Annotated in this window: 27 protein-coding genes; 18 read left to right on the forward strand and 9 right to left on the reverse strand. The window is 63.9% G+C overall.

Annotated elements, in window-relative coordinates; translation table 11 throughout:
• Window positions 1–140: 140 nt before the first annotated feature.
• From P3T40_RS28380 to P3T40_RS28395, 4 genes are all read right to left on the reverse strand, one after another.
• Window positions 141–398, reverse strand: a complete 258-nt coding sequence (locus tag P3T40_RS28380) for a BTH_I0359 family protein (RefSeq protein WP_074263200.1) — start codon at window positions 396–398, stop codon at window positions 141–143.
• A 117-nt stretch (window positions 399–515) separates the two neighbouring features.
• Window positions 516–1,304, reverse strand: coding sequence for an alpha/beta fold hydrolase (locus tag P3T40_RS28385; protein ID WP_429271033.1), 789 nt, complete (start codon window positions 1,302–1,304; stop codon window positions 516–518).
• 208 nt (window positions 1,305–1,512) lie between these two features.
• Window positions 1,513–3,003, reverse strand: coding sequence for a DUF3108 domain-containing protein (locus P3T40_RS28390; RefSeq protein ID WP_429271034.1), 1,491 nt, complete (start codon window positions 3,001–3,003; stop codon window positions 1,513–1,515).
• A gap of 145 nt (window positions 3,004–3,148) precedes the next feature.
• The gene (locus tag P3T40_RS28395; protein ID WP_429271035.1) at window positions 3,149–4,030 is read right to left on the reverse strand and encodes an IclR family transcriptional regulator; all 882 of its coding nucleotides are present in this window, start codon (window positions 4,028–4,030) and stop codon (window positions 3,149–3,151) included.
• A gap of 187 nt (window positions 4,031–4,217) precedes the next feature.
• Here P3T40_RS28395 and P3T40_RS28400 point away from each other — a divergent pair, with 187 nt between their 5' ends.
• The 6 genes from P3T40_RS28400 to rfaE2 all read left to right on the forward strand — a co-directional run bounded on the left by P3T40_RS28400 (window position 4,218) and on the right by rfaE2 (window position 10,549).
• Complete coding sequence (locus tag P3T40_RS28400; RefSeq protein ID WP_429271036.1) at window positions 4,218–5,210, forward strand: fumarylacetoacetate hydrolase family protein; 993 nt, start codon at window positions 4,218–4,220, stop codon at window positions 5,208–5,210.
• Window positions 5,211–5,490: 280 nt separating this feature from the next.
• Window positions 5,491–6,612, forward strand: coding sequence for an ABC transporter substrate-binding protein (locus tag P3T40_RS28405; protein ID WP_429271151.1), 1,122 nt, complete (start codon window positions 5,491–5,493; stop codon window positions 6,610–6,612).
• Window positions 6,613–6,698: 86 nt separating this feature from the next.
• Entirely contained in the window at window positions 6,699–7,538 is an 840-nt protein-coding gene (locus tag P3T40_RS28410) for an enoyl-CoA hydratase/isomerase family protein (protein ID WP_429271037.1), read from the forward strand.
• Window positions 7,539–7,644: 106 nt separating this feature from the next.
• Complete coding sequence (locus tag P3T40_RS28415) at window positions 7,645–8,400, forward strand: PhaM family polyhydroxyalkanoate granule multifunctional regulatory protein (RefSeq protein WP_429271038.1); 756 nt, start codon at window positions 7,645–7,647, stop codon at window positions 8,398–8,400.
• A 640-nt stretch (window positions 8,401–9,040) separates the two neighbouring features.
• The gene (locus P3T40_RS28420) at window positions 9,041–9,913 is read left to right on the forward strand and encodes a ferritin-like domain-containing protein (protein WP_429271039.1); all 873 of its coding nucleotides are present in this window, start codon (window positions 9,041–9,043) and stop codon (window positions 9,911–9,913) included.
• Window positions 9,914–10,066: 153 nt separating this feature from the next.
• A complete protein-coding gene (gene rfaE2, locus P3T40_RS28425) occupies window positions 10,067–10,549 on the forward strand; it encodes a D-glycero-beta-D-manno-heptose 1-phosphate adenylyltransferase (RefSeq protein WP_429271040.1) in 483 nt (160 codons plus the stop codon).
• Window positions 10,550–10,587: 38 nt separating this feature from the next.
• On the opposite strand, the gene P3T40_RS28430 is transcribed toward rfaE2, so the two are convergent.
• Genes P3T40_RS28430 through P3T40_RS28440 form a run of 3 tightly spaced genes read right to left on the reverse strand, consistent with a single transcriptional unit; the run spans window position 10,588 to window position 12,637 of the window.
• Window positions 10,588–10,827 (reverse strand): hypothetical protein, encoded by a 240-nt coding sequence (locus P3T40_RS28430; protein ID WP_429271041.1) that lies wholly within the window; start codon window positions 10,825–10,827, stop codon window positions 10,588–10,590.
• Between the two features lie 47 nt (window positions 10,828–10,874).
• A complete protein-coding gene (locus P3T40_RS28435) occupies window positions 10,875–11,735 on the reverse strand; it encodes a type III pantothenate kinase (protein WP_429271042.1) in 861 nt (286 codons plus the stop codon).
• A complete protein-coding gene (locus P3T40_RS28440; RefSeq protein ID WP_429271043.1) occupies window positions 11,732–12,637 on the reverse strand; it encodes a biotin--[acetyl-CoA-carboxylase] ligase in 906 nt (301 codons plus the stop codon). Before P3T40_RS28440 ends, P3T40_RS28435 begins: the two co-directional genes overlap by 4 nt.
• A gap of 117 nt (window positions 12,638–12,754) precedes the next feature.
• Here P3T40_RS28440 and P3T40_RS28445 point away from each other — a divergent pair, with 117 nt between their 5' ends.
• The 9 genes from P3T40_RS28445 to P3T40_RS28485 all read left to right on the forward strand — a co-directional run bounded on the left by P3T40_RS28445 (window position 12,755) and on the right by P3T40_RS28485 (window position 20,571).
• Window positions 12,755–13,888 (forward strand): MlaE family ABC transporter permease, encoded by a 1,134-nt coding sequence (locus P3T40_RS28445; protein ID WP_429271044.1) that lies wholly within the window; start codon window positions 12,755–12,757, stop codon window positions 13,886–13,888.
• Entirely contained in the window at window positions 13,885–14,763 is an 879-nt protein-coding gene (locus tag P3T40_RS28450; RefSeq protein WP_429271045.1) for an ABC transporter ATP-binding protein, read from the forward strand. Before P3T40_RS28445 ends, P3T40_RS28450 begins: the two co-directional genes overlap by 4 nt.
• A 16-nt stretch (window positions 14,764–14,779) precedes the next feature.
• A complete protein-coding gene (locus P3T40_RS28455) occupies window positions 14,780–15,742 on the forward strand; it encodes an MlaD family protein (RefSeq protein ID WP_429271046.1) in 963 nt (320 codons plus the stop codon).
• A gap of 18 nt (window positions 15,743–15,760) precedes the next feature.
• The gene (locus tag P3T40_RS28460) at window positions 15,761–16,396 is read left to right on the forward strand and encodes an ABC-type transport auxiliary lipoprotein family protein (RefSeq protein ID WP_429271047.1); all 636 of its coding nucleotides are present in this window, start codon (window positions 15,761–15,763) and stop codon (window positions 16,394–16,396) included.
• Between the two features lie 31 nt (window positions 16,397–16,427).
• Complete coding sequence (locus P3T40_RS28465) at window positions 16,428–17,579, forward strand: VanZ family protein (protein WP_429271048.1); 1,152 nt, start codon at window positions 16,428–16,430, stop codon at window positions 17,577–17,579.
• Between the two features lie 110 nt (window positions 17,580–17,689).
• A complete protein-coding gene (locus tag P3T40_RS28470; protein ID WP_429271049.1) occupies window positions 17,690–18,013 on the forward strand; it encodes a (2Fe-2S) ferredoxin domain-containing protein in 324 nt (107 codons plus the stop codon).
• An 8-nt stretch (window positions 18,014–18,021) separates the two neighbouring features.
• Window positions 18,022–18,666, forward strand: coding sequence for an alpha/beta hydrolase (locus tag P3T40_RS28475; RefSeq protein ID WP_429271050.1), 645 nt, complete (start codon window positions 18,022–18,024; stop codon window positions 18,664–18,666).
• A gap of 323 nt (window positions 18,667–18,989) precedes the next feature.
• Entirely contained in the window at window positions 18,990–20,213 is a 1,224-nt protein-coding gene (locus P3T40_RS28480; protein ID WP_429271051.1) for a D-alanyl-D-alanine carboxypeptidase family protein, read from the forward strand.
• An 88-nt stretch (window positions 20,214–20,301) separates the two neighbouring features.
• On the forward strand, window positions 20,302–20,571 hold the full coding sequence (locus tag P3T40_RS28485; RefSeq protein WP_429271052.1) for a DUF493 family protein: 270 nt from the start codon (window positions 20,302–20,304) through the stop codon (window positions 20,569–20,571).
• Between the two features lie 61 nt (window positions 20,572–20,632).
• Here the strand turns inward: P3T40_RS28485 and P3T40_RS28490 are convergent, their stop codons facing one another.
• Window positions 20,633–21,589, reverse strand: coding sequence for a transcriptional regulator GcvA (locus tag P3T40_RS28490; protein WP_429271053.1), 957 nt, complete (start codon window positions 21,587–21,589; stop codon window positions 20,633–20,635).
• Between the two features lie 98 nt (window positions 21,590–21,687).
• Between P3T40_RS28490 and P3T40_RS28495 the strand changes: the two genes are divergently transcribed.
• The 3 genes from P3T40_RS28495 to lipA all read left to right on the forward strand — a co-directional run bounded on the left by P3T40_RS28495 (window position 21,688) and on the right by lipA (window position 23,942).
• On the forward strand, window positions 21,688–22,014 hold the full coding sequence (locus P3T40_RS28495; protein ID WP_429271054.1) for a DUF2917 domain-containing protein: 327 nt from the start codon (window positions 21,688–21,690) through the stop codon (window positions 22,012–22,014).
• Window positions 22,015–22,111: 97 nt separating this feature from the next.
• Entirely contained in the window at window positions 22,112–22,924 is an 813-nt protein-coding gene (lipB, locus tag P3T40_RS28500; protein WP_429271055.1) for a lipoyl(octanoyl) transferase LipB, read from the forward strand.
• A gap of 13 nt (window positions 22,925–22,937) precedes the next feature.
• The gene (gene lipA / locus P3T40_RS28505; RefSeq protein ID WP_429271056.1) at window positions 22,938–23,942 is read left to right on the forward strand and encodes a lipoyl synthase; all 1,005 of its coding nucleotides are present in this window, start codon (window positions 22,938–22,940) and stop codon (window positions 23,940–23,942) included.
• 115 nt (window positions 23,943–24,057) lie between these two features.
• On the opposite strand, the gene P3T40_RS28510 is transcribed toward lipA, so the two are convergent.
• Window positions 24,058–24,198, reverse strand: coding sequence for a hypothetical protein (locus P3T40_RS28510; RefSeq protein WP_429271057.1), 141 nt, complete (start codon window positions 24,196–24,198; stop codon window positions 24,058–24,060).
• Window positions 24,199–24,201: the final 3 nt, after the last annotated feature.

Below are 24,201 nucleotides of genomic sequence, written 5' to 3' on the forward strand. Positions count from 1 at the left end.
CTCGCACCAGTATTGCGTGATACTCACCAATCCGCTGACAAAACGCGCATCGCGTACCAGCGGGACAGCCGCCGGTAAAACAAAACCCCCGCCCGGCAAGCCGGACGGGGGTTTTAGTACGTGTCGCCGGGGCGTGCGTGTTAGTGGAGAATCACCGGTTGGTGCATCAGGCTGTCGAACTGGCCGAGGAATTCGTCTACTTCGTCAAGCGACGGTTCTTCTTCGATCAGCTTGGTGACGTGCTCGCGAAAGCGAGCCGCCATTGCGCCGTCAATGTAGATCTCGCGTTGCATATTCTTGTCCACGATCTCGTAACCACCTGACTTCATGGCGAGGGGACCGTCCTGCGGCGGGAACTCGACGACACAATAGTTGGGGCTGTTGTAGATCATCTGCATGGCGACACTCCTTATTTCCGTTGGCTCCTGGCCATTCCTGCGCCATAGGTGGAGCGTATGGTGTGGAATTCAAGGGGTGGGTCCGGAGTGACGCTGGTAAAAATCCGGACCTTCAAGTTAGACCCGTGCTTCGAGAAACGTTTCAAGCAACGCAGCAAAACGGTGAGACTGTTCGATCGGTGCCAGATGTGCAGCATCCAGCAGTTCGTATTGTGCGCCTTCAATTGATTTCGCGATCAATTCTGTTGCAGCAGGTGGCGTTCCCGCATCATGGCGGCCGGCGACCGTGAGTGTAGGTAGACGAATCCCACTCAGGCGTTCATGCACATTGAAGTCGCGCAAGGCCTCGCAGGCGAGCGCGTAGCCCTCGGGCGGCGTGTCTTGCAGCACCTCGCGGATCTGTTCGACCGCTTCTGGATGTGCCGCCTGGAAATCGGGCGTCAACCAGCGGCTCATGGTTGCAGGCACGAGCGAAGCCATGCCGTCACGGCGTGCGGCTTGCGCGCGCTGGTCCCAGACGGCACGATTCTCGGGGGCGGTGCCCGAGCTTGTGTCGGCCAAGGTGAGCGTATTGATGCGCGATGGGTAATCGAGTGCAAACTGCTGCGCGATCATGCCGCCCATCGACATGCCCACCAGATGCGTATGCGGGACGCCCAACGCGTCGAGCAGCGTGGCGAGGTCGTGGGCCAGGTCCGCGACACTGAACGGCCTGTCGGGCACACCTGTGGCGCCGTGGTCACGGACGTCGTAACGCAGCACAGTGAAGTCGTCGCGGAAGTAGCCGGCGAACTGGTCCCACACGGACAGGTCGCCGCCGAGTTGATGGATGAACGTCAGCCAGGGGCCGCCGCCTTCGTTGCTCAGAACATAGCGCGTGTCGATACCGTTGATGTTCACTTGCATGCAGGCTCCTTCAAAGGAAATGCGGTGGAGGGGCTAGGCGCGGCGCTTGTTGTTCCCGTAATAAACGGTGATGCGTGGTGAGTGATGTACGGTGAGCGACAGAGTCAGCAAACTCTGTTCCCAACGAGGAAAGTGGAACGGCGCCGCTTGTCGTGCGAGTCGTGGCGCGTGGGTAAGTTTCGGCAAATTGCCGAATACCTGCTCGACTTTAGGGCTTTTCCGGCGCGGGGGCTGGAGCGGGGTCGACTGTGGACGGGGCGGCCGGTGTTGCAGGCGGTATTGGCGGTGTTGCGACCGGTATTGCCGGTGTCGCAGATGGTGCGGACGTGGTATTCGCGGGACTTGTGGCGACGTTCGCGGGCGAGTTGGCTGGTGAACTCGAGGCCGGATTCGGCGCGGTAGTGGCGCCCGTGTTTGCGCCTTGACTAGCGGCTGGGCTCGCCGCTGCAGCTGGATTGTCACCAGCGGATGAACTTGCCGCAGCGTTCACAGATGAACCCGCTTCCGTGTCGTCAGCCGAAGCCGCAGCGTTACCACTGTGTTCCGATGAATTCGCATTGCCGTTGCCCCCCGGTGGGTTGAGTGGCCCGCTCCAGACCAACTGGATTTCGGTACCGTTCGGCTCAGTTTGCAAGATCCGCGCGGGCAACCAGCCGAGCGCCGGCGCGAGCCACACGTCGATGCGCCGCTGATCGCCGGCATGACGCGGCAGGCGCATGAAATGTCGCGCAGTGACGTAACCCTGTTGCGTGCGGATTGATTCGTCGCCGATCGTTTCAATCGGCCAGATTTCGCCGCTATCGTTATCGACAACGAAAAACTGACGGGTGACGCCCGGCTTGTAGGCATCCGGATCGCCGCGCACGAGGCTCGCCAGTTGCATCACCATGCTGAAGCGATCCTGCGCACCATCGGTGAGCGGCAAAGACGTAGGCGTTTTGGTGAACGCGATCTGCTTCGTGGTGCGGTTGAAGATCGACACGTCCTCAGCCCGGTGGCCGCGCTTTTCGATGTACTGGTCCGGCGCGAGGCCGAACGCGTCCACATGGCCGTGACTCGAATAGCTGAACGTGCCGATGAACGGGACCGGGACCGACACGACCATCTCGTAGGTCTTGCCGTCACTCGACCAATGGATCGTGCCCGGCTGGTTGCGTACGCCGTTATAGAACGTGTCGTACTGCAGATCGCCCGATGGCGGCACCGAGAACTTCACGCCAGGCGCCGCCTGCACGACGGGAGCGTGTCCGCTGGCCGGCCCGCTTGCCGCTGCGACGGCGCTGGCTGCCGTTGATGCGGACGCCGCGGCCGCGCTCGCTGCCTCGGAAGCGGCTTCTGCGGCAGGGGCAGATGCCGCTGCGACAGGCGCGGGCCCGGGGCGCAGCGCGGTCAGTACATGTTCGCGCGGCTTGCTGGCGGCCACTTTGGCCTTGTGCTCGGACGGGGCCGTTGGGCGCGGCGCTGCTTCGGTCGGATTGCGTTCGATCCGTTCGGGTGTCAGCAGGGCAATCTGAACCGGCACGTGGACCGCATTCTCGGACGTGAACGTCTCGCGATTGCGTTCGACCCACTGCGCCGCAATCCAATGCAGGCAAAGCACGACCATGAGCACGACGAGCCAGCGCCATACACGCGGACGGCGGTGCGTCGCGTGAGGCAGCGTACGGTCGGAACGGCTGACGGCGGTCGGATACGACATCGGGCAGAGCGGTTCTGGCGGATCAAAAATGTGACGGGGCGTGCCGCTTCAGGCAGATCCCCGCGCGGGACGGACGCAGCGAACGGGTTCGACCGTCGGGCCGCGGGCGATGTTCCGCAGCGAGGTCGCTGCGTACCCCGACATCCTAACGCGGCGCCGGACTGTACCCCAGTTCGTACGACAATTTGCGCGCACACTCGCGCAGCGCTGTGTCGATCTCGCCGTCCCACTGGATATCGAAAGCCCCCTCGTGGCCGAGCGCAATCAGCCCGAGTGCAAGATCACCGGTCGAGTCGAAGACCGGCATGCAGAACGCGTGGATTGTCGGCAGCAGCATGCCTTCTACGCGCGCGGCTTCATGGGCGCGGACGTCCACGAGGACACGCTCGACCTCTTCGGCCGTGCGCGGGCCACCGGTGTGCGACCAGCGACGCGAATCGGCCAGTTCACGCTCGATCATCGCGACGGTCTTGCTGGACGGGAGATAGGCCGCGAACAGCAGGCCGGTGGCCGAACTGAGCAATGGCATCACATCGCCGAGCTTGAGCGACGCTTTCGCCGGGTGACTCGATTCCATCCAGTGCACGACGGTCGGCCCCTGGTTGCCCCATACGGCGATGCCCACCGTCAGGTCGAGGCGGTCGCGCAGTTCCGCGAGCGCGATCCGCGCCAGCTTCACGCCGTCGACCCGCGCGAGCCGCGCCAACCCCAATTGCAATGCGAAACCGCCGAGCTCGTAGCGCCCGGACAACGGATCCTGCGCGACTACACCCAGGCGCAGGAAACTCACCAGATACCGGTGCGCCTTGGCCGGGCTCATGCCAGCGCGTTGCGCGAGGTCGCGCAGCATCATCGCGCGTGGCTCGTGGGTCAAAACGTCGAGCAGGCGAAAGCCCACCTCGATCGACTGGATGCCCGAGCGCAGTTTCTCCTCGCCGACCTCAGCGGCTTCGTCATCCGCGGAGTCGAGCAGATCGGCGGGTTCGGCGTCGGACGAGATCGCGCCGGAGCGGGCAAGTGAAGGCATAAGCAAGGCGCGTAATGCGCAGTCGGTAAATCGAATGTAAAGGTGCCAGTGCGGCGGCGCAGGGAATACCGCAAACGGCGCCGTTCTGCAGCCCCAAATCACCTATTTGGGCTGGCCCATTTGGGCGCAGCGATTCACCATCGTAGAATAGATTCCCTCTATCGTCACTAACACGGCTCATTCCCTTATGAAACTTGCCACGCTGAAGGACGGCACGCGCGACGGCCAATTGATCGTCGTGTCCCGCGACCTGCACACTGCGGCCATCGCCGATGCGATCGCGCCGACGCTGCAGCGCGTGCTCGACGACTGGACCTTCTACGCGCCGCAACTGCAGGATCTGTATGACGCGCTCAATCAGGGCCGTGCACGCAATGCGTTTCCGTTCGAGGCGAAGGACTGTATGGCGCCGCTGCCTCGGGCGTTCCAGTGGGCAGACGGTTCATCGTATGTGAACCACGTCGAACTGGTGCGCCGCGCGCGCGGTGCGGAAATGCCGCCGGAGTTCTGGACTGATCCGCTGATGTATCAGGGCGGCAGCGACGACTTTATTGGCCCGAAGGACGATGTGGTGTGCGCCTCGGAGGACTTTGGCATCGATTTCGAGGCCGAAGTCGCGGTGATCACCACCGACGTGCCGATGGGCGCAACTCCCGATCAGGCGCTCAAGGGCGTGCGTCTCGTCACGCTGGTCAACGACGTTTCACTGCGCAACCTGATTCCGGCGGAGCTGGCCAAGGGGTTCGGTTTCTTCCAGAGCAAGCCGGCCACCTCGTTCGCACCGGTTGCCGTCACGCCGGACGAACTGGGCGAGCACTGGCGCGAAGGTCGCGTACACCGGCCGATGATCGTCCACTGGAACGGCAAGAAAGTCGGCCAGCCGGACGCCGGCACCGACATGGTGTTCCACTTCGGCCAGTTGATCGCGCACGCGGCGAAGACGCGCAACCTGCGCGCCGGGTCGATCGTCGGCTCTGGAACGGTCTCGAACAAGGACGCGAAGCGCGGCTATTGCTGTATCGCCGAGAAGCGCTGTCTCGAGACCATCGAGCACGGCTCGCCGCAGACGGAGTTCATGAAATACGGCGATACGGTGAAGATCGAGATGTTCGACGAAGCTGGCAAATCGATTTTCGGGTCGATCGAGCAGGGTATCGCGCCGCTGGATGCGGCACGCTGACCACCGAAAGGGTTTCGCCCGATAGCCGAGCGGTCGGGCGCCGCTACACTGACAGACGCTTGACGGCCACGGCGCGGCGAGCCGGCGCTGCCTGGCCCAACAAGGGCGAAGTGGAACATAACGACAAAACCGCGGTGAGGAGACATGCATGCCATTCCGCTCGTTTGCGCCTGTGTTTGCGCGTGCGTTTGACTTTGCGCTCGTACGCCAGCGTATCCATCCGGTGAAGCAGCCTATATTGCCCAACTCGCTGCGTAATCGGGCAGCGCGCCTCGTCGCGATGCTCTGCACCGGGTGGCCGGCCTTTGCATTGGCGCAGGTCAAGATCGGCCTGGTGCTTTCGCTGACCGGCCCAGCTGCGTCGCTCGGCATTCCAGCCCGCGATACCGTCGCGATGTTGCCGAAGACCATGGGCGGCCAGGAGGTGGAGTACATCGTGCTCGACGATGCCTCGGACACCACTCAAGCCGTTCAGGACACCAAAAAGCTGATCTCCGAAGAACACGTCGACGCCATCATCGGTTCCTCGATCACGCCTAACACGCTGGCGATGATCGACGTAATCGCAGAAGGCGAGACGCCGACTATCTCGCTGGCGTCGTCGGCGAAGATCATCGAGCCGGTAGACGCGAAGCGTCACTGGATGTTCAAGACGCCGCAAACCGACGCGATGATGGCTTCCGCGATCGCAGCGCATGCCAGTTCGCATGGCGTCAAGACCATCGCCTACATTGGCCAGGCCGATGCGCTTGGCGAAACCTTCTACGCCGAGGTGGCGAAATTCGCCGAGCTCCATCACATCAGCATCGTGGCCAGCGAGCGTTTTAACCGTACCGATCCAAGCGTCACGGGCCAGGTGTTGAAGATCCTCGCCACTCATCCGGATGCCGTGGTTGTAGGCGCGGCAGGGACGCCCGCCGCGTTGCCGCCCCGGACGCTCAAGGAGCGCGGCTACAAGGGCTTGATCTATCACAACCATGGGGTCGGCAATAACGACTTCCTGCGGGTCTGCGGTGTGGATTGCAATGGCACCTTCCTGCCCGCCAGTCCAGTGCTGGTCGCGGCGCAACTGCCGGCTGACCATCCGGCGAAGCGCCTCGCGCTCGACTACATCGCGCGCTTCGAAGCGCTGCACGGTGCCGGTAGCGTGTCGGCCTTCGGCTCGTACACGTGGGATGCGGGGATGCTGCTGTCGAACGCTGTGCCTGTCGCATTGAAAAGCGCGCAACCCGGCACGCCGGAATTTCGCCATGCGTTGCGCGATGCACTGGAAGCGACGCACGGTCTGGCGGACACTAATGGTGTCGTCAACATGAGTTCGACCGATCACCTCGGGCTCGACCAGCGCGCTCGCGTGATGGTGGAAATCAGCAACGGCAAGTGGGTTTATCAACCAGATTGAATCTGCAGCAGCGCGAACCACGTGCCGCGTCGCGTTCACATTGACGTATCGATCTATCGCGTTTCTGATCTACTGGACTGACAGCCATGTCTCACGAATCCCCGATCAACGACCCCGTCTTCTACGCGCATTACCAGTCGCTGCGTTTGCGGCGGCATCCGCATGGCATCCTTGAAGTCATCATGAGCGGCGAGGGCGCCAACAAGAGCGCACTGGCCACCGCCGATGCGCGGATGCATCGCGAACTTGCCGAAATCTGGCGCGATATCGACCGGGATCCCGACACACGCGTCGCGGTCATTCGCGGCGAAGGCAAGGGCTTTTCGGCGGGTGGCGATCTGCAGCTCGTCGAGCAGATGGCGACCGACTTCGAGGTTCGCACCCGCGTCTGGCGCGAGGCGCGCGACCTCGTCTACAACGTGATCAATTGCAGCAAGCCGATCGTCTCCGCCATGCACGGGCCGGCAGTCGGCGCGGGCCTGGTGGCGGGGCTCCTCGCCGATATTTCGATTGCGACGAAGAGCGCGCGCATCATCGACGGTCATACGCGCCTCGGCGTCGCAGCAGGTGATCATGCGGCGATCGTGTGGCCCCTGCTGTGCGGCATGGCGAAGGCCAAGTACTACCTGCTTTTGTGCGAACCGGTCAGCGGTGAAGAGGCCGAGCGAATCGGTCTCGTATCGCTGGCGGTCGACGAACATGATCTGTTGCCCAAAGCATTTGAAGTGGCGGAGAAACTCGCGCACGGCTCCCAAACGGCGATTCGCTGGACCAAGTACGCGTTGAACAACTGGTTGCGTTCGGCAGGACCGACCTTCGATACGTCGCTCGCGCTCGAGTTCATGGGCTTCGCTGGTCCGGATGTGCGCGAAGGCGTGACGTCACTGCGCGAGCGGCGCGCACCGGATTTTCGCGGGGACCGCTAGACGCCCTGCGCTGCACATGTGACAAGCCCATTTCGCGGGGTATGATCGGACGAAACGCGTCCGGTACTGCTCCCAATCCATCCCTGTCTGCTGCGAGGAGAAACGCATGACTGATACCCCTGGCTCCACGCCGCCCTTTCCCGGCTTCCCGGGTTTTCCTCCCGGTGAAATGATGGACCGCATGTGGGACATGATGCGGCTCACTCCGTTCGGCTCGGCCTTTCAGGGCGGCGCAGGGGCGGGCGCGACTCCGGGCCTCGGACCGTCGCTGTCGTTGATGTCCGACATGATGGCGCCGCTTACCAACGTCGAAGAACTCGACAAGCGCATCACCGACATGCGCGCGGTCGAACAGTGGCTCAAGCTGAATCTGAACATGCTGCAGTCGGCGATTCAGGCGCTTGAAGTGCAGCGCGCTACGCTCGCGACGCTGCGCGCGTTCGGCGCCTTCGCGCAGCAGTCGATGGCGCAACCGGCCGCCGCCGCGCCTACCCCAGCGCCAGAGAAGCCACGTCCCGAACCGGCCGCTGCGCCGCGCGCCGAAGCCGCGGGCGGTGCGGAGCCGGAAGCGGGCGAGGATGGGAACGCGCCAGGTTTCGATGCATCCGCCTGGTGGAACCTGCTGCAGTCGCAGTTCAACCAGATCGCGCAGTTTGCGATGACGCAGCCCGGCGCGGCGGCAGCCGCTGAGTCGTCGGCACCAGAAGAAGATGCGGCGCAAGCCGGCGCCGCCGAAAGCCCTGACGAGGCCAAGCCGTCTGCGAAGGAGTCCGCAACGAAGCGGGCGTCTGCCGCCCGGCCGTCGAGCGGCACGCCGAGCCGGCCGCGCGCCACGAAGAAGACGCCTTCGCAGCCTGAGTGAGAGGGGCTGGCATGACAGAGAGCGTGTCTTGAGCGTGCGGCTCGGGCTAGTTCTGATGGGCGGCGGCGCACGCGCCGCCTACCAGGCGGGCGCGCTACAGTCGCTTGCCGGGATTGCGCGCGAGGTAGCGCCCACGTCCCGCGCATCACACCACCGATCCCGGCCGGGCACACGCATTGCGTTCGACCTTCGTCACAGGCAGAACACGAACCTCCGCTACTTTATTGAGATCGATCAAGGGGCCACATGCTTGTGACCCTATGTAAGGAAGGGGCGTCAGGCCCGCGTGCTATCATGATGTAAGCTTGTTTGGCCCTTGGGCGCGCCCCGAAAACAATCAATCCGCCGCCCGTTTGCCACCGGTTCGACCGGCGCGGGGCTGGATAGCGGCTTTCATCTGGCAGGCTGCACCGGTTGCGTTGGGTAAGTTCGCGCATGGGTGGCCGCGTGGCGCGACACCGCGGTGTTTAGCGTGCGCACACATGCCGCAGGACTTCTTTGCCGCAGGGTGCATCTGCGTGGCTGATTCCCGCGTAAAATTGAATGCTTGGCTCGCGAACGCGTGTGTTTCGTTCGCCGTTAGCAAGAGTTGCAAAAGACACAAAACAGACGTCGCAATGCGCAGAACAGGGGTGGGACTATGAACACCATGCTTTATCCGGAACTTTATAAATCGCTCGAATCCGTTCGATGGGACATGGAGAAAGACATTCCCTGGGATAAATTCGATGCATCGCTCTTGACCGATGAACAGGCCAAGACGATCAAGATGAACGCGATCACCGAATGGTCTGCGTTGCCCGCAACGGAAATGTTCCTGCGCGACAATCATCATGACAGCGATTTCTCGGCCTTCATGAGCGTGTGGTTCTTCGAAGAACAAAAACACTCGCTGGTGCTGATGGAGTATCTGCGCCGTTTCAAGCCGGAAATGTGCCCGACTGAAGAAGAACTGCACGCCGTGCGCTTCGAATTCGATCCGGCGCCCCCGCTCGAAACGCTGATGCTGCACTTCTGCGGCGAAATTCGCCTGAACCACTGGTATCGTCGTGCTGCCGAATGGCATACGGAGCCGGTCATCAAGGCCATCTACGAAACCATCTCGCGCGACGAGGCGCGTCATGGCGGCGCTTACCTGCGCTACATGAAGAAGGCCATGACGAATTGCGGCGACGTCGCGCGTGCTGCGTTCGCCAAGATCGGCGTGCTGATGGCATCGGCGCGGCGCACAGAAAAGCCGCTGCACCCGACCAACCTGCACGTGAATCAGGCACTGTTCCCGCGTGACACGATCCAGTCGCGCCTTCCCGATCCGGAGTGGCTCGAGCGCTGGCTCGACGAGCAGATCCGCTTCGACGACGGCTGGGAAAAGAAGGTGGTCGAACGCATCCTGCACAACCTGTCCATCCTGTTCGAGCGTACCTTCAATACGGCGCAGGAACTGAACCGCTATCGCAAGGAAGTGGTCGCGCGTCTGCAGGCCGATCAGAAGTCGGCTGAACAGCCGGCCTGACGGTCCCCCGGGCGTTTTGCATTGGCGCGAGGCGCCAGGTGACACGCAACGTGTGAAAGAACGGCCCGACAGGTGCAAGCCTGCCGGGCCGTTTGCATGACGTGTATCGTGGCGGCAGCGCCTTCTCCATTCCTTTCTTTTCTCCGATTCCCCATGGCCGTTACTTTCGAACGCAAGCTCATGACCCGCGAGGCCCTTGCCCAACTGCGTCCTTCGCTTACTGGGCCGGTGGTGTTCACAAACGGGGTGTTCGACATCCTGCACCGTGGTCACGTCACCTATCTGGCCGATGCGAAGGCGCTCGGCGCCTGCCTGATTGTCGGGGTGAACAGCGATGCCTCGGTGCGCAGGCTCGGCAAGGGCGACGACCGGCCGATCAACAACGAAGCCGACCGGATGGCCTTGCTTGCGGCGTTGGAAAGTGTCGATTGGGTAGTGTGCTTCGAAGAGCAGACGCCGGTGTCGTTGATCGAAGCGCTGCACCCTGACATCCTCGTCAAGGGTGGCGACTACGACATGGATAAGCTCCCCGAGTCGGCGCTGGTGCGCGGCTGGGGCGGCCGCGCGCTGGCGATTCCGTTCGAGCACGACCGCTCGACGACCGCACTTCTCAAGAAGGTCCGCGCGCAGGGTTGAGTCGCACGGCTGAACGACCGCCAGCGAGTTTGCTAACTTTATTGGCCCAGTTCCGACGCGGCAATTGCCGGAGCCGGCGCCGGTCCGCCGACCACCGCGAGATCGGCCGCCTCGGCGGCCGAAACCGGCTGCACCCTCAGTGTTTCCGGGTGAATCTGGCGATTCAGATGACCCGGCTCGCGCGCGCCCGCGTAGGGTAACGGGCCGAATATGCCGCGCAGCGTCGCGAACGCGAGCAGGTTGGCAAGAAACAGAATAGCGATCAGCCAGCGCAGCATCGTTGGAGTCTCCGTCTAAAAGGTGCGGCGTGCATCAGGCGCGGGGCTCAGCTGTGGCTCGCCGGTGCGCCTGCATCGGCGGCAATCAGCGCGAGACCGGACAGCACGAGCGAATCGTGGCGAGTATGCGGTACTTTGAGTGCGGCTGTCACTTCGTCGGCGGCGCCCCCGCCCACGACGAGGCGTACCGGCACGCCCCACGCAGCCTGCAGGTCGTTCCACATCCTTTCGATCAAGCCAGCCTGCGCCAGCGCGCAACCCGCCGACAGTGAACGAGGCGTGTCCGTGGCGAAGAACGGGCCGTTGAATTCGTGGCCGGCTGGCGGCCCGTTGCTTTGCGCGGTGCTGTTGCCGGCGCCGGGCGTCAACAGACCGCGCGCCGCGTTGGCATCGAGCGTGGGCAGTTGCGCCGTGTGCTCGCCGAGCGAGCGCATCATCAGCGACCAGCCGGGCGCGATCAGGCCACCGACGAACATACCGTCGGCCCGCAGCGCTTCCAGGGTGGTGGCGGTGCCGAACGTCGCAATTAGCAGCGGCTCGCCGGGAAACGCCGCGCGTGCACCGATCAGCCCGGCCCAGCGGTCGCTGCCGAGTGCAGAGGGTGTCGTATAGCCGTTGGTCACACCGCATTGCCGCTCGCAGGCGCGAATCGTGGTGCGCGGCAGGGCGGGCCAGTGCGTGTCGAGCAAGGCTGCGAGACGCTGCGCGACAGCTTCTCCCGCTACGTTGGAAATCCATGCGCTGGCGGGGAGCGGTAGTTGCGACCAGTCCGGGGTCGTCAAAGCGCCTCCACCCACGCCGCCATGCGCAAACGCCCCCGCATGGATCTGCGTGCCGTCCGCCTGTACCAGCGCCCACTTGACGCGGCTGTTGCCCGCGTCGATCAGCAGAAAAGGCGCGCCGCTCATGCAGTGCCGTCGGCCAGACGCAACGAGACGTCGCCGGTGGCGATGGCCTCGCGTCCCGATGCCGTGTCGAGCAGCAACTGCCCGCTTTCGTCGACGCCCGCCGCCACGCCGCGCGTGATTTCCACACCCTGTTCGAGCAGCACCACTTCGCGGCCCGCATAGGCGTGACAAGCGTTCCAGCGCGCCTGGAAGGGCTCGAAGCCTTCCGCGCCGAAGCGTTTGAGCGCAGGCTCGAGCGCGTTCAGTTCGGCCGCGAGCGTATCGGTCAGATTGGCATTGGGCAGCGCACGCGAGAGCGCGGTCGGCACCGTGCCGCGCGCCTGCGGCGGCACGTTAGCATTCAGTGCGCTGACCTTGGCCGCCAGTTCGTCCGCGCCTTTTACATTGGTGCCGATGCCGATCACCACGGCGCTCGCATACTCGGTACTCCATGCTGTTTCGATCAGGATGCCGGCGAGCTTGTCGCCTTCCAGCAGCACGTCGTTGGGCCATTTCAGCGCAATCTGCCCGGGTCCTGCGACCGGCAGCGAGCGCAGCCCGTCGACGAGCGCCACGCCCACCGCGAGACTCAGGCCCGCGAGTCCCTCGAGCGGCCGCGGCAACACGCACGCCACCGAAAACAGCAGGGCATTGCCCGGTTCGGCATACCACGTGCGCCCGCGCCGGCCGCGTCCGGCGGTCTGCAGATAGGCGACGCGCACGATCGGCCGCGGCAGCGCGGTCGACTTGCGCGGCAGCGCCTTGACCCGCGCCATCAGGTCGGCGTTAGTGGAGCCGGTTTCCTCGACGATTTCGATCGGCCAGTCGTGCGCGTGAGCACCGAACAGCGCGACGGCGCGATCCCGGTCGATGCGCCAGTCGCCGGTCGGGCCGGCATGGGATGAGGACTTGGAAGCGTTCATGCTGCATATTGTAGCGACAGGGGGCAACGAAGACCCACTTGGAGCGCAAGAGGACCGTTCCTTCGCGCCGCGTTCGTTACAATGGCCCCTGATCCGATAACCAGAATCCAGCGATCCTTGAACTACGACACTCCGCCCGGCCTCGAAGTCGCGGCAGGCAGCCAAGGCAAGATCGTCCGGCTCTCCGGCGAGTGGACGGCGCTTGCGCTCGCGCGTGACCGCGCTACCGGCAAGGTCGTGCCCCGTCTGCGTTCGCTCATCGGCGTCGAGGGGATGCACTGGGATCTATCGCGCATCGAGCGCATGGACCACGTCGGCGGCCAGGCGCTCTGGCGCGTATGGGGCCACAAGCTGCCGCCCCAACTGACTGAACTGAACGATACGCAGCGCGACATTTTTCAGCGCATCGCCTTGCTCGATACCATGCGCGATACGCCCGAACCTGTAGTGCGGTACGACCCGTTCACCCGGCTCGGCCTCGGACTGTTCTCCTTCTTCGAACACCTGTACGGCGGCATCGCAATGTTCGGGCGTGTCGTACTCGACCTGCTCGCGATATTGCGCAATCCGAAGATCACGCCGTGGACCGAAATCTCGGCGAACGTCTACAACGCGGGCGCCAAGGCGCTGCCCATCATCGCGCTGGTTGCTTTCCTGATCGGCATCGTGTTGAGCTACCTGTCGGCACAACAATTGAGGCTATTCGGCGCGAACCAATACATCGTCAACATCCTTGGACTGTCGGTGATTCGCGAACTCGGCCCCGTGCTCTCGGCGATTCTGGTGGCCGGCCGTTCGGGCTCGGCGATCACCGCGCAGATCGGGGTGATGCGCGTCACGGAGGAACTTGATGCCATGCGCGTCATGGGCATCCCGCATGGCCTGCGGCTGATCCTGCCGCGCGTGCTCGCGCTCGGCGTGGCGATGCCGCTGCTCGTGATGTGGACCAACATCGTCGCGCTGACCGGCGGTGCGCTCGCCGCAAAGATAGTGCTCGGCATCGACATGAGCTATTTCTTCCGCGCGCTGCCGAGCGTGGTGCCGGTCGCGAACCTCTGGATCGGCCTTGGCAAGGGCGTGGCGTTCGGCATGCTGATTGCCATCGTCGGCTGCCATTTCGGGTTCCGTATCAAGGCGAATTCGCAGAGCCTCGGTGAGGGCACGACGACCTCGGTGGTGACGTCGATCACGGTCGTGATTCTCGCCGACGCCGTGTTCGCGATCCTGTTCCAGAACGTGGGGCTAGGATGAGCACGCCGCTGACTGAATCCGTGCGCGGCCAGCCGCTGCCCTCGATCGCCGAGCCGGTGATCGAGGTGCGCGATCTGACCAAACGCTACGGCCGCAACATCGTGCATCAGCACCTGAATTTCGAGGTGCGGCGCGGCGAGATTGTTTCAATCGTCGGCGGCTCGGGTTCGGGCAAGACCACGCTGGTGCGCCAGATCCTCGGGCTCGAACGGCCGACGTCCGGCACCATCAAGCTGTTCGGCGAGGACCTTTCGACCATCTCCCCGGAAACCGCGCTTCTGATGCGCAGCCGCTCCGGCATGCTGTTCCAGCGCGGCGCGCTGTTCTCGTCGCTCTCGGTGTTCGACAACATCGCGCAGCCGCTGCGCGAGCTCGGCAAGATCCCTGAGGACCTGTTGCGTGACATCGTCATGCTGAAGCTCGAGATGGTGGGTTTGCCTTGCAAGCATGCGTCGAAGATGCCCTCGGCGCTGTCGGGCGGCATGATCAAGCGGGTTGGCATCGCCCGCGCGATCGCACTCGAACCGGAGCTGCTGTTTCTCGACGAGCCGACTGCCGGGCTCGATCCGCAAGCCTCGGACGAGTTCGTCGAGCTGGTCAGCACGCTGCATCGCGCGCTCGGCCTGACCGTTGTGATGGTGACGCACGACCTCGACACGATGGTCGCGCTGTCCACTCGCGTCGCCGTACTGGCCGATCGCAAGGTGCTGGTCGCGGCCCCGGTCGAGGAAGCCGCAGGCGTCGATCATCCGTTTATCCGCGAGTATTTCCTCGGCCTGCGCGGCCGCCGCGCGCTCCAGGCGCTGCCGCCGGAGCGCCGCGCCAAGCTGCCGCCCGCGGCGCTCGAACCCGCGTCGTCCGAACTGCCGCTGTGAACCAGGGAACCTGACAATGGAAAACAAATCGCACGCCTTCTGGGCTGGGCTCTTCACGGTGGCGCTGCTGGTGGCGATCGCGGCGGCGGCCTTTCTGTTCAACGTCGACCGTTCGGTGCGCGTGCCGTACGATCTGATTGCGCGTACCAACGTCACCGGGCTCTATACGGACGCCGCAGTACGCTATCGTGGCCTCGATGTGGGCAAGGTGCAGTCCATCAAGTTCGACCGCGCGCATCCGGGGCAGATCCTGATCCGCATCCTGGTGGACACGCACGCGCCGATCACGCATTCCACCTTCGGCAGCCTCGGCTTTCAGGGCGTAACGGGCATTGCGTTCATCCAGCTCGACGATTCGGGGAAAGATATGACACCGCTGGTGTCGTCGGAGAAACAGGTGGCGCAACTGCCGATGCGTCCCGGCCTGCTCGACCAGTTGCAGCAGCGTGGCGACGTCTTGATACGCAAGCTGGAGCGCATCGCGGACGACGTGAACGACGTGCTGTCGCCGGAAATGCGCGACCAGTTGCTGAACACAGCGGCAAGCCTGCAGCACGCCGCCGACGGCGTCACGGAACTCACGAAGCAGATGGCGCCGGCCGCCGGCAAGCTGCCGCAGACGATCGATCAACTGGATCGAACGCTCACGTCCACCAATCAGTTGATCACCGGCCTGAACCGGTCGGACGGCCCCTTTGAAGCCAATCTGAACAAGGTCGGCACGGCGGCGCAGCAGGCAGGCGACGCGTTGACCGCGATGAATGCCTCAGTGCAGGAGCTCTCGGCGCGCGTTGGTTACGACACCTTGCCGCGCGTTAATTCGCTGGCTGACGATGTGCGCTCCGCCGTGCATTCGGTGGATCGCGCCGCCGACACGTTCAGCACCAGTCCGCGCAGTGTGCTGTTCGGCGCGCCGCCGGTGGCGCCCGGTCCGGGCGAGGCCGGCTTCACGTGGCCCGCGGCCCACTCGGCAAAGTGATCTGAAAGGAAGATTGTCATGGCACGCTCGCTTAAGCACTCAATCCACCGTTTGTATCCGGCTGGCGCCGCGTTGGCTGTCGCGCTGGCGTTCGGCATGCTGGCCGGTTGCGCAGGCAACCCGGCAGCGCTCTCCAATGTCCGCTACGACCTGGGCCCGGTCCCGCAGGCGGCCACTTCCGGACCGCTGCCGGCGGTCAAGGTGCTGGACGTCACCGCACCGGAGACGCTCGCTTCCGACAAGCTGATCTACCGTCTGAGCTACGCCGACGCGCAGCAAACGGCGTCGTATGCGAACAGCCGCTGGACCATGATGCCGTCCCAGCTGTTGACGCAGCGCCTGCGCGACGCACTCTCGCAGCGCGGCACCGTGTTGACCGGTGCGGACGGCGTGAGCGCGCCGGTGCTGAAGGTGGATCTGAACGAGTTCGAACAGATTTTCGACAGTCAGACACAAAGCCATGGCGCCGTCACCGCGCGGGCCACCTTGATCCACCGTGGCAAGGTCCTCGCGCAGCGCACCTTCACGGCGAGCGCGCCGGCCAGTTCGGCGGACGCCGCAGGCGGCGCGCAAGCGCTTGCCGCGGCCAGCGACGACCTCGTCGCGCAGATCTCCACGTGGCTTGGCGCGCAGGCGCTCGTCGCCGCGCAATGACCGGCACGCCACGCACGCAGCGGGGCGTAGCGTGAGCGGCAAGATACGGCAGCGCCGGCCGTCGGTGCTGGCAAGACAGGTCCTGGGCTTGTATAGCGCCCTGATTGTGTATGGTTCCTGGTATCCGTTTTCGGGCTGGCGCTCGCTTGGGCTCAGCCCGTTTGCTTATCTGACCGATCCGCTGCCGCAGTATCTGACGGCTTTCGATGTGGTCACCAACATCCTCGGTTACATGCCGTTCGGCGCGCTGGCGGTGCTAGCGGTCTACCCGCGCTGGCGAGGCGCAGCGGCCGTGGCGCTCGCCTTCGGGCTGGGTGTGCTGCTGTCGGGCACCATGGAAGCGGTCCAGACGTGGCTGCCCACTCGCGTGGCCTCCAATCTCGATCTGGCCGCGAATGCGTTCGGCGCGCTGCTTGGCGCTGCGTTGATCGCGCCAGCCACCGGCGCTTTTCTCGATCGCGGCCTGTTGCGGCGCGTGCGTCTCTTGTGGTTCAGACGCGATAGCGCTGCGCTGGTTTGTCTCGCTGCGCTATGGCCGTTCGCGACGATGTTTCCTTCGCCGCGCCTGTTCGGCCTCGGCGACTGGCCGCGTGCGCTGTGGCTGCGTGCCGATTCGACCATGCGGGACGCGCTACTCGCCTGGCTTCCCTCTGCCTGGCACGTCGAGACGTGGCCCGGACATCTCGGCGCCGGCCTCCCGGACGACGGATGGGAGGCGTTGATCTCGACGCTGGCCCTGTTTGCCGCTGGCGCACTCGCGTCGCTGCCAATGCGCGAGCGGGCGCCGCGCGTGCGGCTGTTGCTGGTGCTTGTCGCGCTGACGGTATTCATCAAGATCGGCGCGACGTTTCTGCAATCGGAAGCGGGGCTTGTGTTCAACTGGGCGACGCCCGGCGCAGTCGCAGGCCTCGTGGGCGGCACGCTGGCGATGCTGCTGGCACTGCGGCTGCCGCGCCGCTGGCGGGCTGCGTTCGCAGGCGCGGCGCTGATGATCGCGCTGCTGCTCGTCAATCTGCTACCGGTCAATCCCTATTTCGATGCGACGCTCGCGGACTGGCGCCAAGGGCGCTATCTGCACTTCAACGGACTGGCGCACTGGCTCGCATGGACGTGGCCGTATGCGGCGCTGGTCTGGCTGGCGTTTTCGGCGGAGCGCGCATGGCTCAGGCGCCGGCACGTCTGAGCGCGTGCCTCACCCCGTCGCTATAATCGACCCACTACAGAAGCGCCACGTTGCTCGCCCATCCCGGTGGTCATCGAGCCTTCACCTCTTTCAGTCTCGCCCCGGACACCATGGACTCTTTCTACAAGTACCACGTCTTCTTCTGTCTCAACCAGCGCGATCCCGGTGCCGAGCGCCCGAGTTGCGCGAACTGCAATGCACAGGCCATGCAGGAGCATGCGAAAAAGCGCGTGAAGCAACTTGGTCTCGCGGGTCCGGGCCAGGTGCGCATCAACAAGGCGGGTTGTCTCGACCGTTGCGAGGAAGGCCCGACAGTCGTGGTCTATCCGGAAGGCACCTGGTACACCTATGTCGATGAGAGCGACATCGACGAAATCGTCGAATCGCATCTTGCGAACGGCAAGGTCGTCGAGCGTTTGAGAATCGACGGGTAAGCGGCGCCATGAATGTTCATACGAAACAGTTCCTGATCGATGGTCCGGTCGGCAAGATCGAGGTTGCGCTCGATCTGCCCGATGAAACGCGCGAGAACGGCGCGGCGCCACGCGGCATTGCGCTCGTTGCGCATCCGCATCCACTGTTCGGCGGCACGATGGATAACAAGGTCGCGGTGACCTTGGTCCGCACGCTCGTGCAGTTGAATTACGTGACATATCGCTCGAACTTCCGTGGCGTCGGTCAAACCGAGGGCGAACACGACGCCGGTATCGGCGAACGCCACGACTTGCGCGCCGTACTCGATTACATGCGGGCGCAGCCGGGGCAGGCCGATCTGCCCCTTGTGCTCGCCGGCTTTTCGTTCGGTACCTTCGTGCTGTCGCATGTGGCGGCGCGGCTTGTCGAAGAAGGTCAGGCGATCGAGCGGATCGTGTTCGTCGGCACAGCAGCAAGCCGCTGGGAAGTGGCGCCTGTGCCCGAAAATACGCTCGTGATTCACGGTGAAACTGACGATACGGTCCCCATTCAATCGGTTTACGACTGGGCGCGGCCGCAGGAATTGCCGGTCGTCGTGATCCCCGGCGCCGAGCATTTTCTGCACCGCAAACTGCACGTCCTGAAGCGCATCATCGTCGACGCGTGGCGGTAGTCAGAGGGGCTGCGCGCGTTTTCCGGGGTACAGGTATGCGTCAAATGAAAATTTATCGACACGACAGGCGCAAAGTTGCCTCCCCGGCGCGCGTATAATGAGCGCTCTTTTTTGGGCGCAGCGCGGCCCATCCGGTGAAGGCGCGTTGTCGTGCGCCGTTGGGTGATTGCACCGCCGGATTGTGGGGCGCGTTGCGCGAACCGATCGTGTGGCCGGAAGTCCAACGGGCGCCGCGTTGCTTTTACGCAGCCAGCGCTCGCCGACCGGCTCTTCCAAACTGCGCGCCCCCGGGCGCGATGCATATTTCTGCCCGAATCGATCCTATGCGTTTTTCCACCTCCGGCTTTTCGTCACTCTCGTCCTTCGTTCCCCATACCATCAGCCGTGCGGTGACGCTCGGTGTATTGCTGCCGGCCACGCTGGTGGCGAGCACGGCGGCGTTCGCGCAGGTCCCGCCACCGGCGGTGAACGCGCGCTCGTGGGTGCTCGTCGACGCGACCAGCAACCAGGTGCTCGCCTCCGGCAATGCCGATGAGCGCGTCGAACCGGCGTCGCTGACCAAGCTGATGACCGCCTATCTGGTCTTCGAAGCGCTGCAGACGAAGAAGATTACGATGGAGCAGATCGTCAACCCGAGCGAAGCGGTGCGCCGCGTCAAGACGGACGAATCGCGCATGTTCATCGAGGCGAACAAGCCGGTGTCCGTGCACGACCTCGTCTACGGCATGATCGTCCAGTCGGGCAACGACGCCGCTATCGCGCTGGCCGAACTGGTCGGTGGCAGCGAGTCGCAGTTCGTCAGCATGATGAACACCGAGGCGCAGCGCCTAGGTATGACGCATACGCATTTCGCCGACGTGAACGGCATGCCCGATGCGCAGCACTACACGAGCGCGGGCGACCTCGCGATCCTGTCGGCACGCCTGATTCGTGACTTCCCTGATTACTACAACATCTTCTCGGTCAAGGAATTCACCTACAACAAGATCAAGCAGCCGAACCGCAACCGCCTGTTGTGGATCGATCCGACGGTCGACGGTCTGAAGACCGGTCACACCGCGGCGGCCGGTTATTGCCTGATCGCGAGTGCCAAGCGTCCGTTGCCGGGCGCGTCGGATGCGTCGCGCCGCCTCGTTTCGGTGATGATGGGTGAAGTGAAAGAGCACGACCGTGTCGAAGACAGCCTGAAGATGTTGAACTACGGTTACAGCGCCTACGACACGGTGCGTCTGTACAAGGCCGGCCAGGTGATCGAGACGCCGCGCGTTTATAAAGGCGCGGAAGACACGGTCAAGATTGGCGTGAAGGCTGACCAGTACATCACGGTGCCGAAGGGGCTTGCCGACAAGGCCAAGCCGCAAGTTGAGCATATCGACCCGTTGATCGCGCCGATCGCCGATGGCCAGCAGGTCGGCACGGTGAAGCTGGTGTCGGATGGCAAGGTGATCTCGCAGTTCCCGATCGTCGCGCTGCAGGCCGTGCCGCAAGCCGGCGTGGTGGGCCGCGTGTGGGATTCGCTGATGCTGATGTTCAACAAGAAGAAGTAAGCGCAGGTGCGTGCGCGGGTGCGTGCTCAGGTACGTGATTAACGGCTCCGGCAGTCATGCTGCTGGAGCCGTAGTTGAGGAGTGAAAGATGCAAGCCGATAACGATTCGCTGTTTGAGTTTCCGTGCGATTTCCCGATCAAGGTGATGGGCAAGTCACATCCCGAATTTGCCGAGACGATCGTGACGGTGGTCAAGCAGTTTGATGAAGCGGTCGACCCGTCGCGCGTCGAGACGCGGCCGTCGAGCGGCGGCAATTACACCGGCCTGACGGTGACGGTGCGGGCAACCAGCCGCGCCCATCTCGACGATATCTATCGCGCGCTCACCGGGCATCCGATGGTGAAAGTGGTGCTGTGAGTCAGTGAATCATTGAGTTATTGAATCAGCGCTGGCGGGGCGCGTCGCGTCCCGACCGGGTTCAGGGTGCGACGCGCAACACGTCCGCCCTGTTTTGCGGCCCTGCCGAGCAGGCCTGCTCGAAGAGCAGTTTGAACCGCCCCACCTCCTCGAACACCCAATCCCGAAACGCCTGCACCCGCGCCGCCTGCATCATGTGTGGCGGGCAGATGAAGTAGTAATGCCACGGGCTCGGGCCATCCACATCGAATAGCCGCACCAGCCGCCCCGCTGCGATTTCCTGCATCGCCAGCGAGCGGCGCGTGAGCGCGATACCCTGGCCGTCGATCGCCGCCTGCAACAGGTTCGACGAATCCTGATACAGCACGCCGCGTTTCGGCTCGGGCCAGTCAGCGAGACCGGCGGCGTCGAACCAGGGGCGCCACAATTCGTCGTCCGAACGCAGCAGCGGGACGTTGGCGAGGTCCGCCGGCACCTTCGGCAGGTGGCCGCCGTTGAAATTCGGCGCGCAGGCCGGAAAGAAGATCTCCTCGAGCAGAAGCTCTGCGTGCAAGCCCGGATATTTGCCGAAACCAAAACGAATCGCCGCATCCACGTCGTCGCGGGCGAAGTCCGCCAGCGAATTGGTGGACAGCAGCTCAAGATCCCACTGCGGGTGCGCCTCGATAAAGCTGCCGATGCGCGGCGTTACCCAGCGTGCCGCGAACGACGAAAGCATCGACACCACCAGACGCCGCTCGCGGTCGCCGGCGCGGATTTCGCGCGTGGCCTCGGCCAGCGCCGTCAGCGCACCGCGCACCTGCCCGGCATAACGGCGGCCCACCTCGGTCAGGCGCACGCGTTTGCCGTCGCGGGCAAAGAGCGTCACACCCAGTTCCGCTTCGAGCGCGCGAATCTGGTGGCTGACCGCGCCGTGCGTGACGAACAATTCGTCTGCGGCGCGCGAAAAACTCTCGTGCCGGGCTGCGGCCTCGAACGCCTTAACGGCGTTTAGCCCTGGGAGCTGTCGAAGGTCCATCGCAATTTTTCTCACATATAGGTGAAATTTGATCGTTTTGCGTAAACCCTTGCTACGCCTAGGATTGTAGTCACGAAACAGCTTTTTGCGAGGGCATCATGCGAGAAATTTCCTCTAGCATCACGTTTGAAATCAAAGCTGGTGAAACGGTTCCCATGAAGGTGGCGCGCAGCACCCGGCTGGCAGTGAGCGGCGGAGCGATATGGGTGACCCGCAGCGACGATACCGAAGACTACTGGCTCCAACCGGGCCACACGCTGCGTTTGCGGCGCGGCGAACGGCTCTGGCTGAGCGTCGAGAGCGGGGCGCAGGCGCGGGTGGCATTCGCCGTGCCGGCGCGCGTGGATTTGCGGGCGTTTGACTGGCTGGTGCGGCTCGCAGACCGGGTAGGCTTGCGTTCGCGAGATGGGTGGCGGACCGTTTGAACCGGCTATGGGGGCACATGAGCCGCTGCGGCCGGAATAGTGGCCATTCGGAGCGGCTCCGGCGGGGATCTCAGTATTTCGGTAAACTACCGGCATCATGTGTGCCACGCCGGTTTTCCCGCCTTCCCTGTCTGCCGCGCCTTCTCCTGACGATCAGGCGGCGCCGGTTGCCGCCGATCTCTGCGTTGCTGCAAGCGCCGAGCCACTCTCCGAAGCTTCGTCCTTCCCCGCGCTGACGCTCCGCTGGCGCGGTGTCGAACCGTACGAAACCAGCTTCGACGCCATGCGCGCCTTCACGGACGAGCGTGACAGCGAGACCGCGGACGAAATCTGGCTGGTCGAACATCCTCCCGTCTTCACGCTCGGTCAGGCCGGCAACCCGGCGCACCTGCTGGCTGCCGACAGCGGCATTCCGCTCGTGAAAGTCGATCGGGGCGGCCAGATCACGTACCACGGGCCTGGACAGGTCGTCGCCTACCTGCTGCTCGACCTGCGCCGCCGCAAGCTGATGGTGCGCGAGCTGGTCACGCGGATCGAGCAGGCCGTGATTGACACGCTCGCGGCGTATAATCTCGCCGGAGAACGCAGGGCGGGCGCCCCAGGCATCTACGTGGCGCCCGGTCCGGATGTGGGGCCGCATGCCGGCGCCAAGATCGCCGCGCTGGGCCTGAAAATCCGCCAGGGCTGCAGTTATCACGGGGTCAGCCTGAACGTGAGAATGGACCTGCGGCCGTTTCTGGTCATCAACCCATGCGGTTACGCCGGGCTCGAAACCATCGACATGGCCACGCTTGGCGTCGCCGCCGACTGGGATGAGGTGGCTCGGACCTTTGCTGCATGCCTCACCGCAAACATCGACGGCACTCCCGCGGCCGTCGCCCAACCGCAGGCCGGTGTCGTGACCGCCTGACTGGATCGAACGAATGACTGACGTTACCGCGAACCTCGCCGGCTCTGCCGCCACTGATGCTGCTGCAGCGACCGCCGCTTATGACGCTACGGCGAAACAGAAGGCGCAGGCCAAGACCGCGCGCATTCCGATCAAGATCATCCCGATCGAAAAGCTGAAGAAGCCGGACTGGATTCGCGTAAAAGCGGCCACCGGCAATTCGCGCTTCTACGAGATCAAGCAGATTCTGCGCGAGCACAACCTGCATACGGTCTGCGAAGAGGCGAGCTGCCCGAATATCGGCGAGTGTTTCGGTAAGGGCACGGCCACGTTCATGATCATGGGCGACAAGTGCACGCGCCGTTGCCCGTTCTGCGACGTCGGCCATGGCCGTCCGGATCCGCTGGATGTAGACGAACCGGGTAATCTGGCGCGCACGATTGCGGCGCTGAAGCTGAAGTACGTGGTGATCACCAGCGTGGACCGTGATGATCTGCGCGACGGCGGTGCCGCCCACTTCGTGGAATGCATTCGTCAGACCCGCGAGCTGTCGCCGGAAACGCGCATTGAAATCCTGACGCCGGATTTCCGCGGCCGTCTGGATCGCGCGCTTGGCATTCTCAATGCCGCTCCGCCCGATGTGATGAACCACAATCTGGAAACGGTGCCGCGCCTGTACAAGGAAGCGCGCCCGGGTTCGGACTACGCACACTCGCTGAAGCTGCTGAAGGACTTCAAGGCGCTGCATCCGGATGTCGCGACCAAGTCGGGTCTGATGGTCGGCCTGGGTGAGACGGAAGAAGAGATTCTTCAGGTGATGCGCGATCTGCGCGAGCACGACGTCGACATGCTGACGATCGGCCAGTACCTGCAACCGTCGGAGCATCACCTGCCGGTTCGTTCGTACGTGCATCCCGATACGTTCAAGATGTATGAGGAAGAAGCGTACAAGATGGGCTTCACGCACGCGGCCGTTGGCGCGATGGTGCGTTCGAGCTATCACGCAGACCTGCAGGCACATGGGGCTGGCGTGGTCTGAGCTTATTCCCGGTAGTTTGGTTTGATGCAAAGCCCGCACTTGATGCGGGCTTTTTTGCGGCTGTGGCTAGCCCGAGATGGTGAGCCGCCGCTCAGAGCGCTGCTGCCTGCGCTCGTTAGTGCCAGAAGAAGAGCCGGGCAATCAGCAGGCTGACCGAGTAAGTCGCACCACCGATACACATGAAGTAGATGAGGTACATCATGATGCGACGTCGAACATCGTCGTTTTCGAGGAGGTAGTCAATAAGATTAGGCATGTT

The sequence above is a fragment of the Paraburkholderia sp. EB58 genome, assembly GCF_050436665.1.
Taxonomy (GTDB): Bacteria; Pseudomonadota; Gammaproteobacteria; order Burkholderiales; family Burkholderiaceae; genus Paraburkholderia.

Bases quoted from the DNA above. Each gene is read 5' to 3' on its own strand.
- P3T40_RS28380 (WP_074263200.1), bottom strand. From the start codon at position 398: ATGCAGATGATCTACAACAGCCCCAACTATTGTGTCGTCGAGTTCCCG.
- P3T40_RS28385 (WP_429271033.1), bottom strand. From the start codon at position 1,304: ATGCAAGTGAACATCAACGGTATCGACACGCGCTATGTTCTGAGCAAC.
- P3T40_RS28390 (WP_429271034.1), bottom strand. From the start codon at position 3,003: ATGTCGTATCCGACCGCCGTCAGCCGTTCCGACCGTACGCTGCCTCAC.
- P3T40_RS28395 (WP_429271035.1), bottom strand. From the start codon at position 4,030: ATGCCTTCACTTGCCCGCTCCGGCGCGATCTCGTCCGACGCCGAACCC.
- P3T40_RS28400 (WP_429271036.1), top strand. From the start codon at position 4,218: ATGAAACTTGCCACGCTGAAGGACGGCACGCGCGACGGCCAATTGATC.
- P3T40_RS28405 (WP_429271151.1), top strand. From the start codon at position 5,491: ATGCTCTGCACCGGGTGGCCGGCCTTTGCATTGGCGCAGGTCAAGATC.
- P3T40_RS28410 (WP_429271037.1), top strand. From the start codon at position 6,699: ATGTCTCACGAATCCCCGATCAACGACCCCGTCTTCTACGCGCATTAC.
- P3T40_RS28415 (WP_429271038.1), top strand. From the start codon at position 7,645: ATGACTGATACCCCTGGCTCCACGCCGCCCTTTCCCGGCTTCCCGGGT.
- P3T40_RS28420 (WP_429271039.1), top strand. From the start codon at position 9,041: ATGAACACCATGCTTTATCCGGAACTTTATAAATCGCTCGAATCCGTT.
- rfaE2 (WP_429271040.1), top strand. From the start codon at position 10,067: ATGGCCGTTACTTTCGAACGCAAGCTCATGACCCGCGAGGCCCTTGCC.
- P3T40_RS28430 (WP_429271041.1), bottom strand. From the start codon at position 10,827: ATGCTGCGCTGGCTGATCGCTATTCTGTTTCTTGCCAACCTGCTCGCG.
- P3T40_RS28435 (WP_429271042.1), bottom strand. From the start codon at position 11,735: ATGAGCGGCGCGCCTTTTCTGCTGATCGACGCGGGCAACAGCCGCGTC.
- P3T40_RS28440 (WP_429271043.1), bottom strand. From the start codon at position 12,637: ATGAACGCTTCCAAGTCCTCATCCCATGCCGGCCCGACCGGCGACTGG.
- P3T40_RS28450 (WP_429271045.1), top strand. From the start codon at position 13,885: ATGAGCACGCCGCTGACTGAATCCGTGCGCGGCCAGCCGCTGCCCTCG.
- P3T40_RS28455 (WP_429271046.1), top strand. From the start codon at position 14,780: ATGGAAAACAAATCGCACGCCTTCTGGGCTGGGCTCTTCACGGTGGCG.
- P3T40_RS28460 (WP_429271047.1), top strand. From the start codon at position 15,761: ATGGCACGCTCGCTTAAGCACTCAATCCACCGTTTGTATCCGGCTGGC.
- P3T40_RS28470 (WP_429271049.1), top strand. From the start codon at position 17,690: ATGGACTCTTTCTACAAGTACCACGTCTTCTTCTGTCTCAACCAGCGC.
- P3T40_RS28475 (WP_429271050.1), top strand. From the start codon at position 18,022: ATGAATGTTCATACGAAACAGTTCCTGATCGATGGTCCGGTCGGCAAG.
- P3T40_RS28480 (WP_429271051.1), top strand. From the start codon at position 18,990: ATGCGTTTTTCCACCTCCGGCTTTTCGTCACTCTCGTCCTTCGTTCCC.
- P3T40_RS28485 (WP_429271052.1), top strand. From the start codon at position 20,302: ATGCAAGCCGATAACGATTCGCTGTTTGAGTTTCCGTGCGATTTCCCG.
- P3T40_RS28490 (WP_429271053.1), bottom strand. From the start codon at position 21,589: ATGGACCTTCGACAGCTCCCAGGGCTAAACGCCGTTAAGGCGTTCGAG.
- P3T40_RS28495 (WP_429271054.1), top strand. From the start codon at position 21,688: ATGCGAGAAATTTCCTCTAGCATCACGTTTGAAATCAAAGCTGGTGAA.
- lipB (WP_429271055.1), top strand. From the start codon at position 22,112: ATGTGTGCCACGCCGGTTTTCCCGCCTTCCCTGTCTGCCGCGCCTTCT.
- lipA (WP_429271056.1), top strand. From the start codon at position 22,938: ATGACTGACGTTACCGCGAACCTCGCCGGCTCTGCCGCCACTGATGCT.
- P3T40_RS28510 (WP_429271057.1), bottom strand. From the start codon at position 24,198: ATGCCTAATCTTATTGACTACCTCCTCGAAAACGACGATGTTCGACGT.